The 14,493-nt window shown below is 60.4% G+C and carries 19 protein-coding genes; 13 read left to right on the top strand and 6 right to left on the bottom strand.

What is annotated here, in order from left to right; all coding sequences use genetic code 11:
- Positions 1–8 precede the first annotated feature (8 nt).
- From rnhA to AC2FIR_RS18835, 4 genes are all read right to left on the bottom strand, one after another.
- Positions 9–476: a ribonuclease HI gene (rnhA, locus tag AC2FIR_RS18850; RefSeq protein WP_480911824.1), complete on the bottom strand. Its 468-nt coding sequence runs from the start codon at positions 474–476 to the stop codon at positions 9–11.
- A complete protein-coding gene (locus AC2FIR_RS18845) occupies positions 469–1,056 on the bottom strand; it encodes a class I SAM-dependent methyltransferase (protein WP_496747207.1) in 588 nt (195 codons plus the stop codon). Before AC2FIR_RS18845 ends, rnhA begins: the two co-directional genes overlap by 8 nt.
- On the bottom strand, positions 1,056–2,006 hold the full coding sequence (ispH, locus tag AC2FIR_RS18840; protein ID WP_170611941.1) for a 4-hydroxy-3-methylbut-2-enyl diphosphate reductase: 951 nt from the start codon (positions 2,004–2,006) through the stop codon (positions 1,056–1,058). The genes AC2FIR_RS18845 and ispH overlap by 1 nt, the downstream gene beginning before the upstream one ends.
- Before the next feature lie 191 nt (positions 2,007–2,197).
- Positions 2,198–2,773, bottom strand: a complete 576-nt coding sequence (locus AC2FIR_RS18835) for a LabA-like NYN domain-containing protein (RefSeq protein WP_170611939.1) — start codon at positions 2,771–2,773, stop codon at positions 2,198–2,200.
- A 144-nt stretch (positions 2,774–2,917) separates the two neighbouring features.
- On the opposite strand from AC2FIR_RS18835, the gene folK reads away from it, so the two are divergent.
- From folK to rnc, 10 genes are all read left to right on the top strand, one after another.
- On the top strand, positions 2,918–3,487 hold the full coding sequence (folK, locus tag AC2FIR_RS18830; RefSeq protein WP_496747204.1) for a 2-amino-4-hydroxy-6-hydroxymethyldihydropteridine diphosphokinase: 570 nt from the start codon (positions 2,918–2,920) through the stop codon (positions 3,485–3,487).
- A 94-nt stretch (positions 3,488–3,581) separates the two neighbouring features.
- Positions 3,582–3,935 (top strand): DNA-directed RNA polymerase subunit omega, encoded by a 354-nt coding sequence (gene rpoZ, locus AC2FIR_RS18825; RefSeq protein ID WP_170611935.1) that lies wholly within the window; start codon positions 3,582–3,584, stop codon positions 3,933–3,935.
- Positions 3,936–3,961: 26 nt separating this feature from the next.
- Positions 3,962–6,094, top strand: coding sequence for a RelA/SpoT family protein (locus AC2FIR_RS18820; RefSeq protein ID WP_170611933.1), 2,133 nt, complete (start codon positions 3,962–3,964; stop codon positions 6,092–6,094).
- A gap of 16 nt (positions 6,095–6,110) precedes the next feature.
- Positions 6,111–6,809 carry a DUF2062 domain-containing protein gene (locus tag AC2FIR_RS18815; protein ID WP_170611931.1) on the top strand — a complete coding sequence of 233 codons (699 nt, stop codon included), beginning with the start codon at positions 6,111–6,113 and terminating at the stop codon, positions 6,807–6,809.
- Positions 6,802–7,548, top strand: a complete 747-nt coding sequence (locus AC2FIR_RS18810; protein WP_496762879.1) for a pyridoxine 5'-phosphate synthase — start codon at positions 6,802–6,804, stop codon at positions 7,546–7,548. The genes AC2FIR_RS18815 and AC2FIR_RS18810 overlap by 8 nt, the downstream gene beginning before the upstream one ends.
- Complete coding sequence (locus AC2FIR_RS18805; protein WP_496747202.1) at positions 7,545–8,168, top strand: LysE family translocator; 624 nt, start codon at positions 7,545–7,547, stop codon at positions 8,166–8,168. Before AC2FIR_RS18810 ends, AC2FIR_RS18805 begins: the two co-directional genes overlap by 4 nt.
- A 126-nt stretch (positions 8,169–8,294) precedes the next feature.
- Positions 8,295–8,759: an ABZJ_00895 family protein gene (locus tag AC2FIR_RS18800; RefSeq protein WP_496747200.1), complete on the top strand. Its 465-nt coding sequence runs from the start codon at positions 8,295–8,297 to the stop codon at positions 8,757–8,759.
- Positions 8,760–8,762: 3 nt separating this feature from the next.
- Positions 8,763–9,182 (top strand): holo-ACP synthase, encoded by a 420-nt coding sequence (acpS, locus tag AC2FIR_RS18795; RefSeq protein ID WP_496747198.1) that lies wholly within the window; start codon positions 8,763–8,765, stop codon positions 9,180–9,182.
- A 57-nt stretch (positions 9,183–9,239) separates the two neighbouring features.
- Positions 9,240–10,079, top strand: coding sequence for a signal peptidase I (lepB, locus tag AC2FIR_RS18790; RefSeq protein WP_170681526.1), 840 nt, complete (start codon positions 9,240–9,242; stop codon positions 10,077–10,079).
- Entirely contained in the window at positions 10,076–10,756 is a 681-nt protein-coding gene (gene rnc / locus AC2FIR_RS18785; protein WP_480812507.1) for a ribonuclease III, read from the top strand. The genes lepB and rnc overlap by 4 nt, the downstream gene beginning before the upstream one ends.
- A 114-nt stretch (positions 10,757–10,870) precedes the next feature.
- Here the strand turns inward: rnc and AC2FIR_RS18780 are convergent, their stop codons facing one another.
- Positions 10,871–12,247: a multicopper oxidase family protein gene (locus AC2FIR_RS18780; protein ID WP_496747195.1), complete on the bottom strand. Its 1,377-nt coding sequence runs from the start codon at positions 12,245–12,247 to the stop codon at positions 10,871–10,873.
- Positions 12,248–12,405: 158 nt separating this feature from the next.
- Between AC2FIR_RS18780 and era the strand changes: the two genes are divergently transcribed.
- The 3 genes from era (at position 12,406) to AC2FIR_RS18765 (ending at position 14,077) form a co-directional block, all read left to right on the top strand.
- Positions 12,406–13,314 carry a GTPase Era gene (gene era, locus AC2FIR_RS18775; protein ID WP_496747193.1) on the top strand — a complete coding sequence of 303 codons (909 nt, stop codon included), beginning with the start codon at positions 12,406–12,408 and terminating at the stop codon, positions 13,312–13,314.
- The gene (locus AC2FIR_RS18770) at positions 13,311–13,640 is read left to right on the top strand and encodes a DUF1491 family protein (protein WP_170611913.1); all 330 of its coding nucleotides are present in this window, start codon (positions 13,311–13,313) and stop codon (positions 13,638–13,640) included. The genes era and AC2FIR_RS18770 overlap by 4 nt, the downstream gene beginning before the upstream one ends.
- A 113-nt stretch (positions 13,641–13,753) precedes the next feature.
- Positions 13,754–14,077 carry a SemiSWEET transporter gene (locus tag AC2FIR_RS18765; RefSeq protein WP_170611911.1) on the top strand — a complete coding sequence of 108 codons (324 nt, stop codon included), beginning with the start codon at positions 13,754–13,756 and terminating at the stop codon, positions 14,075–14,077.
- A gap of 28 nt (positions 14,078–14,105) precedes the next feature.
- Here AC2FIR_RS18765 and AC2FIR_RS18760 read toward each other — a convergent pair whose 3' ends face one another.
- Positions 14,106–14,411, bottom strand: coding sequence for an NIPSNAP family protein (locus AC2FIR_RS18760; RefSeq protein WP_480526266.1), 306 nt, complete (start codon positions 14,409–14,411; stop codon positions 14,106–14,108).
- Between the last annotated feature and the right edge of the window lie 82 nt (positions 14,412–14,493).

Raw genomic sequence — 14,493 nt, 5'->3', positions numbered from 1 at the left:
ACTGCGGCTCAGGCCTGCGCCTTTTTGGGCTTGAACGGGTCCATTCCGGCGCGGGCCAGTTCATCGGCACGCTCGTTCTCGGGGTGTCCGGCATGACCTTTGACCCATTCCCAGGTCACGTGGTGGCGCGACTGCGCTTCGTCCAGCCGCTGCCACAGATCGACATTCTTGACCGGTTTCTTGTTCGAGGTCTTCCAGCCGTTTTTCTTCCAGCCGAATATCCAGCCGGTGACGCCGTTTTTTACATAGGCGCTGTCGGTCACGATGGTGATTTCCGACGCCCGCTCCAGTGTTTCCAGCGCACTGATCGCGGCCAGCAATTCCATCCGGTTGTTGGTGGTTTCGGCTTCTCCGCCGTTCAGTTCACGCTCTTTCAAAATGCGTTCGCCATCCACCGCGCGCAAAAGAACACCCCATCCGCCGGGACCGGGATTTCCCGAACAGGCACCATCGGTGTAGGCAAACAGATCAGGCATGGGCGAAAACCAGAACGAACCCGTCACAGGACCCGGCCAGCCCTTTTCCCATCCCGGTCACGCAACGATCCAGCGTGAAACCGGCATCGGCCAGCGCCGTTTCGATCTCGGGTTGCGAATAATAGGTGTAGTACCGATCCAGATCGTCGCGATGTTCGCCCGTACCCAGCTTCATACCCAGAAACAGCTGGCCGCCGGGTTTCAGCGCCCCGTGGATCGCGCTCAGGTGTCGGGGGAAATCGGCGCGTGGGGCGTGCAGCAGGGAAAAGCTGGCATAGATGCCGTCGTATTCGGCCTCTTCGGTGACGTCCTCGAACGTACCCAGATGCGCATCCACCCCGTTTTCGCGGGCATGGTCCACAAAGGCTGGCGTGGCATCCAGCGCCCTGACCTTCAGGCCCTGCCGCATCAGAAACGCACTGTCCGATCCGGGGCCCGAGCCCAGATCCAGCACGTATCCGCCTGCGCCGACCGCGTCGGCAAAAGCCTGTCGTGCCTCAAGCTGTTCGGCAGGCAGCGGCATCTGCAGATAATCCGATACCCGGCTGGTATAGGCGTCGATCGTTTTCCGGTCCGGCATCACGCAGGTTCCCTCAGTACGCGCGGCACTTTGAACTCCACGTTTTCCACGGCGGTCTCGACCAGTTCGACGGTCACGTCGTAATGATCGCGGAAGGCGTCGATCACCTCGTTGACCAGCACTTCGGGGGCCGAGGCTCCGGCGGTGATAGCGATGCTGGAAATCCCCTCAAGCGCACGCCAGTCGATCTCGGTCGCGCGCTGCACCAGCTGTGCGTAATTGCACCCCGCGCGGGACGCGACCTCGACCAGACGGCGCGAGTTGGACGAGTTCGGTGCGCCCACCACCAGCAGGGCATCGGATTTCGGTGCTACCGACTTGACCGCTTCCTGCCGGTTGGTGGTGGCGTAACAGATGTCTTCCTTGTGCGGACCGACAATGGCGGGGAACCGCGCCTCAAGGGCCGCTACGATATCCCGCGTGTCATCCACCGACAGGGTGGTCTGCGTGACAAAGGCCAGCTTGCCCGGGTCGCGCACCTGTACCTGCGCCACATCGTCGACGGTTTCCACCAGCAGCACCTCGCCATCGGGCAGTTGCCCCATGGTGCCGACAGTCTCGGGATGGCCTTTGTGGCCGATCATGATCATCTGCAGCCCGGCATCCGCGTGGCGCTGTGCCTCGACATGGACCTTGGACACCAGCGGGCAGGTGGCGTCGACATAGATCATCTCGCGTTGGGCGGCTGTTGCGGGAACCGATTTTGGCACACCATGGGCGGAGAAGATCACCGGTCGGTCGTCGGGGCATTCGTCCAGCTCCTCGACAAAGACCGCGCCCTTGTCGCGCAGCCCGTCGACCACGAATTTGTTGTGCACGATCTCGTGGCGCACATAGACAGGCGCGCCCCATTTCTGCAGCGCCATTTCCACGATCTTGATGGCACGGTCCACACCGGCGCAGAAGCCCCGCGGGGCAGCAAGGTAGAGTGTCAGGGGCGGCTTGGTCATTGGGCGGTCTCCTTACGGCACAGGTATTTCTTTTCCTGGCCTTGGTCCAGACAGAACCGCGTCATCGATCTGACATGAATCGGTGTTACCAAGATGGTGTTTCAGCACCTGTTCCTAGTTAAAGAAAGCGCGGCCAGGATCCAGATCCTGACCGCGCATATTTTTTCCCCATCAAGAAAACGTTGGCCGGGTCAGTGCCCGCCAGCGACCGCGACACTGCGCGTCTCAGCGGGCATCTCGCGCGGAGGGCGGCCGATCACGTCGCGCAGGTCCTCGAGTTCGATAAAGTTGTCGGCCTGGCGGCGCAGCTCGTCCGAGATCATCGGCGGCTGGCTACGGATGGTCGAGACGACCGAAACGCGCACGCCTTGGCGTTGCAGGCTGGCAATCAGCGGGCGGAAATCCCCATCGCCCGAGAACAGCACGATATGATCCACGCGCGGTGCCAGTTCCATGGCATCGACAGTAAGCTCGATATCCATGTTCCCTTTGACTTTCCGACGCCCCATGCTGTCGGTGTATTCCTTGGCCGGCTTTGTCACCATGGTGAAGCCGTTATAGTGCAGCCAGTCGACCAGCGGGCGGATGGGCGAGTATTCGTCGTTTTCCAGTAGCGCCGTGTAATAAAAAGCTCTAAGCAGTTTGCCTCTGCGCATGAATTCCTGACGCAGCAACTTGTAATCGATATCAAAGCCGAGTGCTTTCGCGGCCGCATAAAGATTCGAGCCGTCGATGAACAGCGCCAGCCGTTCGTCCTTGTAAAACATAAATAGGTCCTTCCGGTATAATCCAGAGCGCCGCTTGTTACGTGAGTGAGCGAGTGAGAAAAATTATGGGCACCCCGATACCCCATAATTTAGTGCTTTTAATGTGTATCGCAAGTATGCAATTCGCCGAATATAGGGGGTGTAATGGTTAATTCTTCGTTAATCGCGGTTGTAGCGCTGGGCGCCAATCTCAGTCTGAGAGGAGCCGCGCCGGAAATGACCCTACGTCAATCTCTGGATGCGCTGGCGCACCGGGGTGTGGTGATTCGCTCTGTCAGCCGCTTTTTTGCGACCCCCTGTTTTCCCGCCGGTGCGGGTCCGGATTACGTCAATGCCGCGGCTTTGATCGAAACGGATCTGGCACCGGAAGACCTGCTTCAGATCCTACACGGGGTCGAGCATGAGTTCGGGCGCGAACGCGCGCAGCGCTGGGGGATGCGGACGCTGGATCTGGATCTGGTCTGTTACGGCGACCAGGTGCATCCGGACCGGGCGGAACATGACCGCTGGCGCACCCTGCCGACGCAGGACCAGGCCCGTCAGGCCCCCGACCAATTGATTCTGCCGCACCCACGCCTTCAGGACCGGGCTTTCGTGCTGGTTCCGATGGCGGACGTGGTACCCGACTGGCAGCATCCCGTACTGGACCGGACGGTGACCGAGATGGTCGCAGCTCTGCCGCCTGAAGATGTTGCGCAGGTTACGCCGCTGTGATCCGCGCATTTTCGGTATTTCCCGCTTGTCAATGCCGGGATTCGCGCTTAGATAATCCCCTTCCTGACATGGATTCAGTAACGGAGAGCGCTCAATGGCCCGCGTGACGGTTGAAGACTGCGTAGACAAGGTACCGAACCGGTTCGAACTGGTGATGCTCGCCGCCCATCGTGCGCGCGAGATTTCTGCCGGTGCGTCGATCACCGTGGACCGTGACAACGACAAGAACCCCGTCGTGTCGCTGCGCGAGATTGCGGACGAAACCCAAAGCGCGGATGACCTGCGCGAGCGTCTGATCGAAGCCAACCAGACCCAGATCGAGGTTGATGAGCCGGAAGAAGATCAGATGGCGCTGCTGATGGGTGCGGAATCGGACAAGCCTGCCGATGACGACATGTCGGAAGAAAAGCTCCTGCGCGCTCTGATGGAGGCACAGGGTCAGGGGTAAGCCCAAAGAATGAGGGTGCGGACCGGATGATTTCTGCTGACGACCTGATTGCGCTGGTCCGCAACTACAACCCAAAGACAAATGCTGATCGCATCGCCCGCGCCTATGAGTTCGGGATGCAGATGCACGAAGGGCAGTTCCGCCATTCCGGCGAGCCCTATTTTTCCCATCCGGTTGCCGTTGCCGCCATCCTGACCGAACAGCGTCTGGATGATGCAACGATCATCACGGCGCTGCTGCACGACACGATCGAAGACACCAAAGCCAGCTATGGCAAGGTCTCGGAACTGTTCGGCGATGAGGTCGCCAAACTGGTCGACGGCGTCACCAAGCTGACCAACCTGCAACTCTCCAGCCGCGAAACCAAGCAGGCGGAAAACTTCCGCAAGCTTTTCATGGCCATGTCCAAGGACCTGCGGGTCATTCTGGTCAAGCTGGCTGACCGACTGCACAACATGCGCACCATCAAGGCGATGCGCCCGGAAAAGCAGGTGCAAAAAGCGCGCGAGACGATGGATATCTATGCGCCGCTCGCAGGCCGCATGGGGATGCAGTGGATGCGCGAGGAACTCGAAGACCTCGCCTTCCGCGTCCTGAACCCCGAAGGCCGCCAGTCGATCATTCGCCGCTTCATCACCCTGCAACGCGAAACCGGCGACGTGATCCACCGCATCACCGGCGACATGCGGCATGAGCTGGAAAAGGCGGGCATCGAGGCCGAGGTCTTTGGCCGCGCCAAGAAACCCTATTCGATCTGGCGCAAGATGCAGGAAAAGGATCAGGGCTTCTCGCGCCTCTCGGACATCTACGGATTCCGCATCATCACGCCCAGCGAGGAAGATTGCTATCGCACCCTCGGGGCCATTCACCAGCGCTGGCGCGCGGTGCCCGGTCGGTTCAAGGATTATATCAGCCAGCCGAAATCGAACGGCTACCGCTCGATCCACACCACGGTTTCGGGGCGTGACGGCAAACGGGTCGAAGTTCAGATTCGCACCCGCCAGATGCATGACGTTGCCGAAACCGGTGTCGCCGCGCACTGGTCCTATCGCGATGGCGTGCGCTCGGAAAACCCGTTTGCCGTCGACCCGGCCAAATGGATCGCCAATCTGACCGAACAGTTCGACAACGAGGATGATCACGAAGACTTCCTCGAAGCGGTCAAGTTGGAGATGTATTCCGACCAGGTGTTCTGCTTCACACCCAAGGGTGACGTGGTGAAACTGCCGCGCGGGGCGACACCGATCGACTTTGCCTATGCCATTCATACCCGCATCGGGCACGCCTGCGTGGGGGCAAAGGTCGATGGTATCCGGGTGCCGCTGTGGACCCGGCTCAAGAACGGACAGTCGGTGGACATCATCACCGCCGATGGCCAGACGCCGCAGGTCACATGGCTGGAGATTGCCGTCACCGGCAAGGCGCGCACTTCGATACGGCGCGCCCTGCGCGAGGTTGACCGCGAGCGGTTCATCAAACTGGGCAAGGAACTGGCCCGCGCCGGGTTCGAACATGTGGGCCGCAAGGCCACCGACAAGGCGCTGGACACCGCCGCCAAGCACCTGCGCCTGAAGGATCGTCATGAATTGCTGGCCCGTCTCGGCAGCGCCGAACTGACCGCGCACGAGGTGGTCAGCGCCGTCTATCCCGAACTGACCCAGGACGACGGCGATGCCATCCCGCTGCGCCGCGCGGTCATCGGGCTTGAGGCGGGGCAGAAATTCGACCGCGCGCCCTGTTGCCAGCCGCTGCCGGGTGAACGCATCGTTGGCATCACCTATCGCGGCAAGGGCGTGGTGGTCCATGCCATCGACTGCGACCGCCTGTCCGAATTCGAGGATGAGCCCGAGCGTTGGGTTGATCTGCACTGGCATCACGGCACCCATCAGGCTGTTTATGGCGCGACACTTGATCTGACCATCGGCAATGATGCCGGTGTGCTGGGGCGAATCTGCACATTGATCGGCGAGAAAAAGGCCAATATCTCGAACCTGGAATTTGTCGACCGAAAACCGGATTTTTACCGCCTGCTGATCAATGTCGAACTGCGTGATCTGGAGCAGTTGCATTCGCTGATGCTGATGCTCGAAGCGGAAAGCGACGTTGCCGCGGTGGAGCGTTTCAGGGATCGGACTAAAACCGCAGTGGCGGCTGGTTGAGAGAGGGTGATCACGAGTGGTTTTCAAGCGCCGAGACCGACGCTCGCCTGCCCGGATCGCTTCGGAATTTGTCTATCCCCGTGGGGGCTGGACCCGTGCCTTTCACTATGTCAAACACCGCGTCCGTCGCCTGCCTGACACGCCCGAACGCATTGCGCGCGGTATCGGGGCAGGGGTCTTTGCCGCGTTCACCCCTTTCTATGGTCTGCACTTTCTGGTCGCGGCGGTCGGCGCGCGGCTGATCAACGGCAATATCCTGGCCTCCCTCAGCGGCACGTTTTTTGGCAATCCTCTTACTTATGTCCCCATCGGTGTGATCTGCCTGCAAACCGGGCATTTCCTGCTGGGAACCGAGTTCGAAAAAAGCGAAACCCGGGGTCTGATGGGCAAGTTCGCCGATGCCATGGGCGATCTGAAGGACAATTTCTTCGCGATGTTCACGGACCGGGTCGCAGACTGGGACGGACTGAGTATCTTCTATAGCGAGGTATTTTATCCCTACATGATCGGCGGCGTCCTCCCGGGCCTTCTGGCCGGGATAATCTGCGGGTATCTCAGCCTGCCGCTGATCCGCAAATACCAGCAGCGCCGCCGGGCGAAGATCAAGGCGAAGTTTGAAGAAATCAAACGGCTGGCCGGTGCAAAGACTGCCGTTCCCGAAACAAAGCCTCTAGGCTCGGGCCAAAACCAGAAAAAGGAATCGCGTGATGTCTGACAACTATCTGCGTCTGGGCGTGAATATCGACCACGTGGCCACCGTGCGCAACGCCCGTGGCGGGGACTATCCCGACCCTCTACGCGCCGCAAGGATCGCGGAAGAGGCGGGCGCGGACGGCATCACCGCGCATTTGCGCGAAGATCGCCGCCATATCTCGGACGCCGATATCGACGGGCTGATGGAGGTTCTGACCGTGCCCCTGAATTTCGAAATGGCCGCGACCGACGAGATGCAAAAAATTGCCCTGCGCCACAAACCGCACGCAGTGTGCATCGTTCCGGAAAAGCGTGAGGAACGCACCACCGAAGGCGGGCTCGAAGTCGCGCGCGAGGAAAACAAGCTGGCCCATTTCATCGCCCCCCTGCGCGATGTCGGCTGCCGCGTGTCGATCTTCATCGCCGCCGACAAGCGCCAGATCGACGCCGCCCACCGTATCGGTGCCGAGGTGATCGAACTGCATACCGGCGCCTATTGCGATTTCCACGCCGAAGGCCGCATGGAAGACGCCGCGCGCGAGCTGGAAGCGCTGCGCGAGATGTCCACATACGCCCATTCGCTGGGGCTCGAAGTTCACGCGGGCCATGGCCTGACCTATGAATCGGTCAAACCCGTTGCCGCTTTCCCCGAGGTGCGCGAACTCAATATCGGCCATTTCCTGATCGGCGAGGCGATTTTCCGGGGCCTAACACCAACGATTGCCGAGATGCGCCGCCTGATGGATGAGGCGCGCGCATGATCACGCCCGCCTTTGTCGCGATCTGGTTTGCCTGGCTGATGGCCGGGGGCTCTCCGGGTCCGGCGACGATGGGCATCGCGGGCACCGCCATGAACGAAGGCCGTCGCGCGGGCCTGGTGTTTGCACTGGGAATCTGCGCCGGTTCCGCTGCATGGGGCGTCGCGGCGGCGCTCGGGCTGTCGGCGATCATGCTGGCCAATGTCTGGGTGTTCGAGGTGATCCGTTATATCGGCGTGGCTTATCTGGGCTGGCTGGCCCTCAAGGCCCTGCGCTGCGCCTTGTCCGCGGATGAGGTCGCGCTGGGCAAACCGGTCACTGGCTCGCTCCGCACGATCTTCGCCAAAGGTGCCGCCATCCACCTGACCAACCCCAAGGCGATCCTCAGCTGGGGCTCGATCTACGCCATCGTCGCCCCGAACGATGCCAGCCTTGCGATGCTGCTGGGTTATTTTGCAATGCTCTACGCAGGCTCACTGCTGATCTTCATCGGCTACGCTTTCCTGTTCTCGTCCGAGCGCATGGTTCGCTCCTACCGCCGCGCCCGCCGCTGGTTCGATTTCGCCTTTGCCGGTTTCTTTGGCGTGGCGAGTTACAAGATACTGACGGTGCGGGTGTCGTGATGCGAGAAAATTTCACTCTAACGCTTCTCGTTTGAAACGCCTCTCGTTTGACGCGTAACCTCTTGGAAAATAGAAAATAGAAAATAGAAAATAGAAAATAGAAAATAGAAAATAGAAAATAGAAAAATGAAAAAACCGAGTCTCCAGAATTTTGCTCTATGGTTGATTGCAATACGCGTAGCTATGGTATTCATTGATTTGCTATCTTTAGCGTTTTTTAACTTTGAGATTTCGTCATTTGCAGTTTCGATCGCACCGGTATTCGGAGCGGCGGTGGCCTCGGGGCAAAAGTATGTCCGCGAGAACGGGCGATTGTTGGCAGCTAGCCAGGGATGGCGATTTGCGGTGCTGGCGACTCTGGTTTTCATTTGTGTAGAAGCCGTTGTGACATCTACTCTCGGTCTGATCTTAGTCGGGCCAACCTTTTACTACGTTTTTACCTCTGTACTCTCCAGCGGCAGTAGTGGGGTATTCATTGGCGTGATGCTTTTCTATATCGTTATTGTCTTCATTTCGGTCCGAATTTTCTTTTCCATGGCGGCAAAAAGAGAACTTAAAGCACTGGAAAAGAACGCTCAAAAGGGAATGTAACGTTTGATCCTGGGCATCGGCACAGACCTCGCAAATATCGACCGCATTCAGGGCACGCTCGACCGGTTCGGCGACCGGTTCCGCAACCGTGTTTTCACCGACACCGAACAGCGCAAGGCCGAGCGCCGCCACGACACCGCCGGAACCTACGCCAAACGCTGGGCCGCAAAAGAGGCGTGTTCCAAGGCGCTGGGCACCGGTCTGCGCATGGGCATTGCGTGGAAAGACATGGCCGTGACCAATCTGCGCACCGGCCAGCCCATTATGCACGTCACCGGCTGGGCCGCCGAACGGCTGAAGGAAATAACGCCCGAAGGTTATGAGGCCATCATCCACGTCACCCTGACGGACGACCACCCCTGGGCGCAGGCCTTTGTTGTGATCGAGGCGCGCCCCGTTCAAGATCGCCCCGCACAGCCTTGACTTGCCTCCGGTCGACCCGCATGTAGCAACCCAATAAGCCAAGGACCGGAGAGCAGTATGGCCGAGGAAGCCAAATCAGGTAACGCCGTCTGGGAGACGATCAAAACCATCGTCTATGCCCTGCTGATCGCGGGCATTTTCCGTACCCTGTTCTTTCAGCCCTTCTGGATCCCGTCCGGCTCGATGAAGCCCACCTTGCTGATCGGCGACTTCCTGTTCGTGAACAAGATGGCCTACGGCTACTCCTACGCGTCCTGCCCCAGCGTGATCATTCCCAGCGTCGGTCTAAACATCGATGCCGAGGATATCTGCGGCTGGATGCAGGGGGATGACAATACGCGCATCTGGGGCGGCGAGCCCGATCGCGGCGATGTCATCGTTTTCCGCCACCCCGTCACAGGGCGCGATTTCATCAAGCGGCTGATCGGCCTGCCCGGCGACCGCATTCAGGTCCGCGACGGGGTGATCATCCTGAACGGCACACCCGTGCAGCAAACCCCCGACGGCGTGTTCACCGAAATTGCCGAACCGCAAGGCCCGCAGGGTCTGCGCCCGCGCTGCGAAAACGGCCCTGTCGGCATTGGCGGTGCCTGCGAAAAAAGCCGCCTGATCGAAACCCTGCCGAACGGTGCTTCCTACGAGGTGCTGAACATCCGCAATCAGGGGTCCGACAACACCGGCATCTACACGGTTCCCGAAGGCCACTATTTCTTCATGGGCGACAACCGCGACAATTCCAGCGACAGCCGCGTGCCACAGTCCGCAGGCGGCGTCGGCTATGTTCCTTATGAAAACCTGATCGGCCGCGCCGACCGGATCATGTTCTCGTCCGCTGGCCGTTCGATGCTGTTCTTCTGGACCTGGCGGGGCGACCGCTTCTTCAAGGCGGTCAATTGAAGCTTTCAGCCGAAATAAAAGCCTTCCAGCGGCGTTTGGGGTACGAATTCAAAAGCCCCGAACTGCTGCTGCGCGCGCTGACCCACGGATCGGTGTCCTCGACGACCCGGCCCGACAATCAACGGCTCGAGTTTCTGGGCGACCGGGTCCTGGGCCTGGTGATGGCCACCGCCTTGCTTGAGGCGGACAAGAATGCCTCCGAAGGCCAACTGGCCCCGCGATTCAACGCACTTGTTCGCAAAGAGGCCTGCGCCGACGTGGCCCGCCAGATTGATCTGGGCGCGGTCCTGAAACTGGGCCGGTCCGAGATGCTGTCCGGCGGGCGCCGCAAACAGGCCTTGCTGGGGGACGCGATGGAGGCGGTGATCGCCGCCGTCTACCGCGATGCGGGGTTTGAGGCTGCCCGCGATGTCATCCTCGCGCTCTGGGGCGATCGTATTCACAAGGTCGAGGCGGACGCCCGCGACGCGAAAACCGCGCTGCAGGAATGGGCGCAGGCCCGCGGTCAAAAGCCGCCCGCTTACGTCGAAGTCAAGCGCAGCGGTCCGGATCACGCCCCGGTCTTCACCATTGCGGCCCGTCTGCAGGACGGAACCGAGGCGCAGGCCACCGCCGGATCGAAACGGCAGGCGGAACAGGCGGCAGCCAAGGCGCTGCTGGAAAATCTCGCGAAATAGCCCGACAGGGATCATTCTTCATCTGGCCGAAAGTATCCCGGGGGTGAGCCCGGATGACATCCGGGCGAGGGGGCTGGCCCCCTACCGGCTGGATTAGCGCGGCCGATCCGACGCTTAGACCACCCGGATATACGCGGTCAGCCCGGTTTTCTGATGCTCGATTACATGGCAATGAAACGCCCAGTCGCCGGGATTGTCCGCGACAAGCGCGATCTCGGCCACCTCGTCCTTCAGCAACAGCATCGTGTCCGTCATCAGAGGCGGCAGTTGGCGCAGGTTCGATTTCAGCGGCACAAAGGCCAGCCCATGCAGGTGGATCGGATGCAGATTGGGCGATTCATTGCGCAGCCGCAGTACGTAGGTTTTGCCCATCTCCAATGTGGCCAGCGGGCCGACACCCTGAGCCGCATCGCCGGGCCACGGGGTTCTGTTGACCGACCAGAAGTTGTAACCCAGCGAACCGCAGAACCCGTTATTGGGCGCGCCGCCCTCGGGTGTCCAGCCAAAGACGAATTCGTGCACCTCGGCCCGCACCAGATCCGGCCTGGCGACCGGGTTGATGGGCAGGGGGCGCAGGTCCCGCAAGTCCCGCGAAAGCGCGGCTCCGACAGACCGCAGTCGCGCCATGGCAACCGGTGCACTTCCCGGCAGTTTCGCCATCAGATCGACGGTTCGCCCTTCATCGGCAGGCATCGCAACGGCAAAGTCGACCCGTTGGCCGGGACCGACCAGCAAGGGGTCTGCCACGCTTGGCATCGGCAGCGCGATTTCGACCGGATGACCATCCCAGGCGATAATCCGCGCCTCGGCCCCGGCCAGATGCAGTTTGTAGATGCGGGTCGTATCCGAATTGAGAACCCGCAGCCGCACCAGGCTGCCCGCCGGATGATCATAGGCCGGCCCCGTCAGCCAGTTCGCCGTCTGAACATTTCCGAACGTACCCGCCCGCGCGGCCCCGCGCGCGGTAAAGGCAGGCAGAAACTGCCCGTCCTCGCCCAAGCGGAAATCCCGGAGGTTGACCACTTGCTCACTATCAAAGCCGGGGTCTTCGGCCTCGGCGATGACCATCACCCCGGTCAGCCCATGGGCCATCTGCTCCATCGTCATGCAATGCGGGTGATACCAATAGGTTCCGGCATCCGGTGGCGTGAATTCATAGGTAAAGACCTCATCCGTTCCGATCGGCATCTGGGTCAGATAAGGCACCCCGTCCATCTGGTTGGCAATCCGCATCCCGTGCCAGTGCATGGCGGTGTAATCGGGCAGAGTGTTGCGCACCGGCAGGCGCATCACCTCACCCTGCGTGCCATACAGAACCGGCGGCGGTGCGTCGGGTGACAGGCTGACCATGCCCGTGGTCACCTGATCCTTAAGCGCAAAGCTGGCCGGTTGAATGACCAGTTCCTGCGTACCTGCTGCCAGTCCCAATCCACCCAGACTCAATGCGCCTGCGGCAGCCCCACTGCCCAAAAGAAACTCACGGCGTTTCATATGTGCCTCATTTTCGGATTTGATCGCCTGGCTGGGTTCGGCTGAGCGCACGGTATTCGTGCCATCCCGGACGCATGGCGGCAATGCGACAAATCCCTCTGGCCCGCATGGCCAATCTGCTATAGGGATGCGCAGTTGCAAACAGGATCGCATTGAACATGACCACACGCGCCGGATTTATCGCCCTGATCGGAGAGCCCAACGCAGGCAAATCCACCCTGCTGAACCGCATGGTCGGGGCGAAGGTTTCCATCGTGACACACAAGGTGCAGACCACCCGTGCCCGAATTCGCGGCGTGGCGATGGAAGGCGACGCGCAACTGGTCTTTGTCGACACGCCGGGCCTGTTCAAGCCCCGCCGCCGCCTGGACCGCGCCATGGTCGCCGCCGCTTGGGGCGGGGCGGCGGATGCCGATGTCGTCGTGCTGATGGTCGAGGCCCATCGCGGCATCACCGAAGGGGTCGAGCGTATCCTCGAAGGTCTCGAGGAGATCGGTCAGGGCCGCATCGTTGCGCTGGCAATCAACAAGATCGACAAGGTGCCGTCCGAGAAACTTCTGACCCTGACAAGCGATCTGAACGCACGCTATCCGTTTGCCGAAACCTTCATGATTTCGGCGGAAAAGGGCCATGGCGTCGATGACCTGCGCAAATGGCTGGCTTCGGAATTGCCCGAAGGCCCGTGGCTTTACCCCGAGGACCAGATCGCCGATCTGCCCCTGCGCATGATCGCCGCCGAGATGACGCGCGAGAAACTGACCCTGCGCCTGCATCAGGAACTGCCGTACCAGCTGACCGTCGAGACCGAGAACTGGGAAGAACGCAAGGACGGTTCCGCCAAAATCGATCAGGTCATCTATGTCATGCGCGATGGCCACAAGGGCATCGTGCTGGGCAAGCGCGGCGAGACGATCAAGGCCGTCAGCCAGGCCGCGCGGGCAGAGTTGGAAGAGTTCCTCGACCGCAAAATCCACCTGTTCCTGCAGGTCAAAGTCCGACCCAACTGGCTGGAAGAATCCGAACGCTATTCGGAAATGGGTCTGGATTTCAAAGACGGCAACGCATGACCCGACTGACGGCGGAATTCTGGGTCCATGCCTATCTGGCGCGGCTTCGCTTTCAGGAAATTCCTGCCTTCGTCGTGGCCCATGGCGACGACACGGCAGGCGCGGTGCTGATCAAGCTGAACACGCTTGACGGGCAGGCCACGGCCTTCCAGCGCAGCTTTGATCTGATGAGCGGCGAACGCAAATGGGTCGAACTGTCCGGCGGCCCCGAGCCGGACGTGGACGCCGCCATCCAGCGCCAACGCAGCTTTGACCCCGATCTCTGGGTGATCGAGGTCGAGGACCGGCAGGGCCGGCATTTGTTGGGGGAAGAGGGGTTGGAATGATCCCTGCTTCGAAGGGTCTTTGACGCACGGATCAAAGCGTCTATTTTGAACCTGCTCCTGGCCAGAACGGACTGGCCTATCCGGGAAACAACACAAGACGATGAGGTGTTCGCGTGGCTGAAACACTCGCTGAGAAACTGGAAAAATCCGAGCTTGGCCACTGGATGCAGCGGTTCGAGGGCTTCATGGTTTTCGTCGGAGTCTTCGGCCCGTTCGCCACCCTTCCGCAATTGATCAAGCTCTACTTTACTCACTCCCAGCACGCCACCGGTCAGTCACTGCTTTCGTGGTCGCTCTATGCCGGTCTGTCGTTTCTGTGGTTCGCCTACGGGTTGGTGGTCGGCAAACTGCCGATTTACGTGGGCAACGGAATCTCGATGGTGCTGAATCTGCTCATGGTCATCGGCATCCTGATCCACGCGGGCGTGACGTTCTGACCTCGCATTCTGTGGAACCACTCTGGCCTTACCACCCGCCGCTTTTCTGTGTGATATCGTGCCCGGTGGCGCTGAGCGTATCACCGGCAAACATTTTCACCTTGGGCGCAAACGCCTGAAAATATGGCTGCGACTGCACATGGGCCAATGTCTCGGCACTGTCCCAGCGACCCCAGTGAAACCGGGACACACCATCATCGGCCACCGCAACCTGATAGGCGAATTTCCCTGCGGCCTCGGGGTCGGCGTCGATCGCCGCGATGAACGTGTTTATGGCTTCCAGCCATTCAGTCTCGTCGCCATCGTAGCGATATGTGATTGTAATTCCGCGCATCATATCTCATCCCTATTTAACTCTAATGTTAATTAGAGAGTGATATCGCCTGCACGTCAAGCTTTCATGGTTGCGGTCCAGA

Source organism: Ruegeria sp. CDSB136 (genome assembly GCF_059610965.1).
This window is presented reverse-complemented; position numbering and strand designations above follow the sequence as displayed.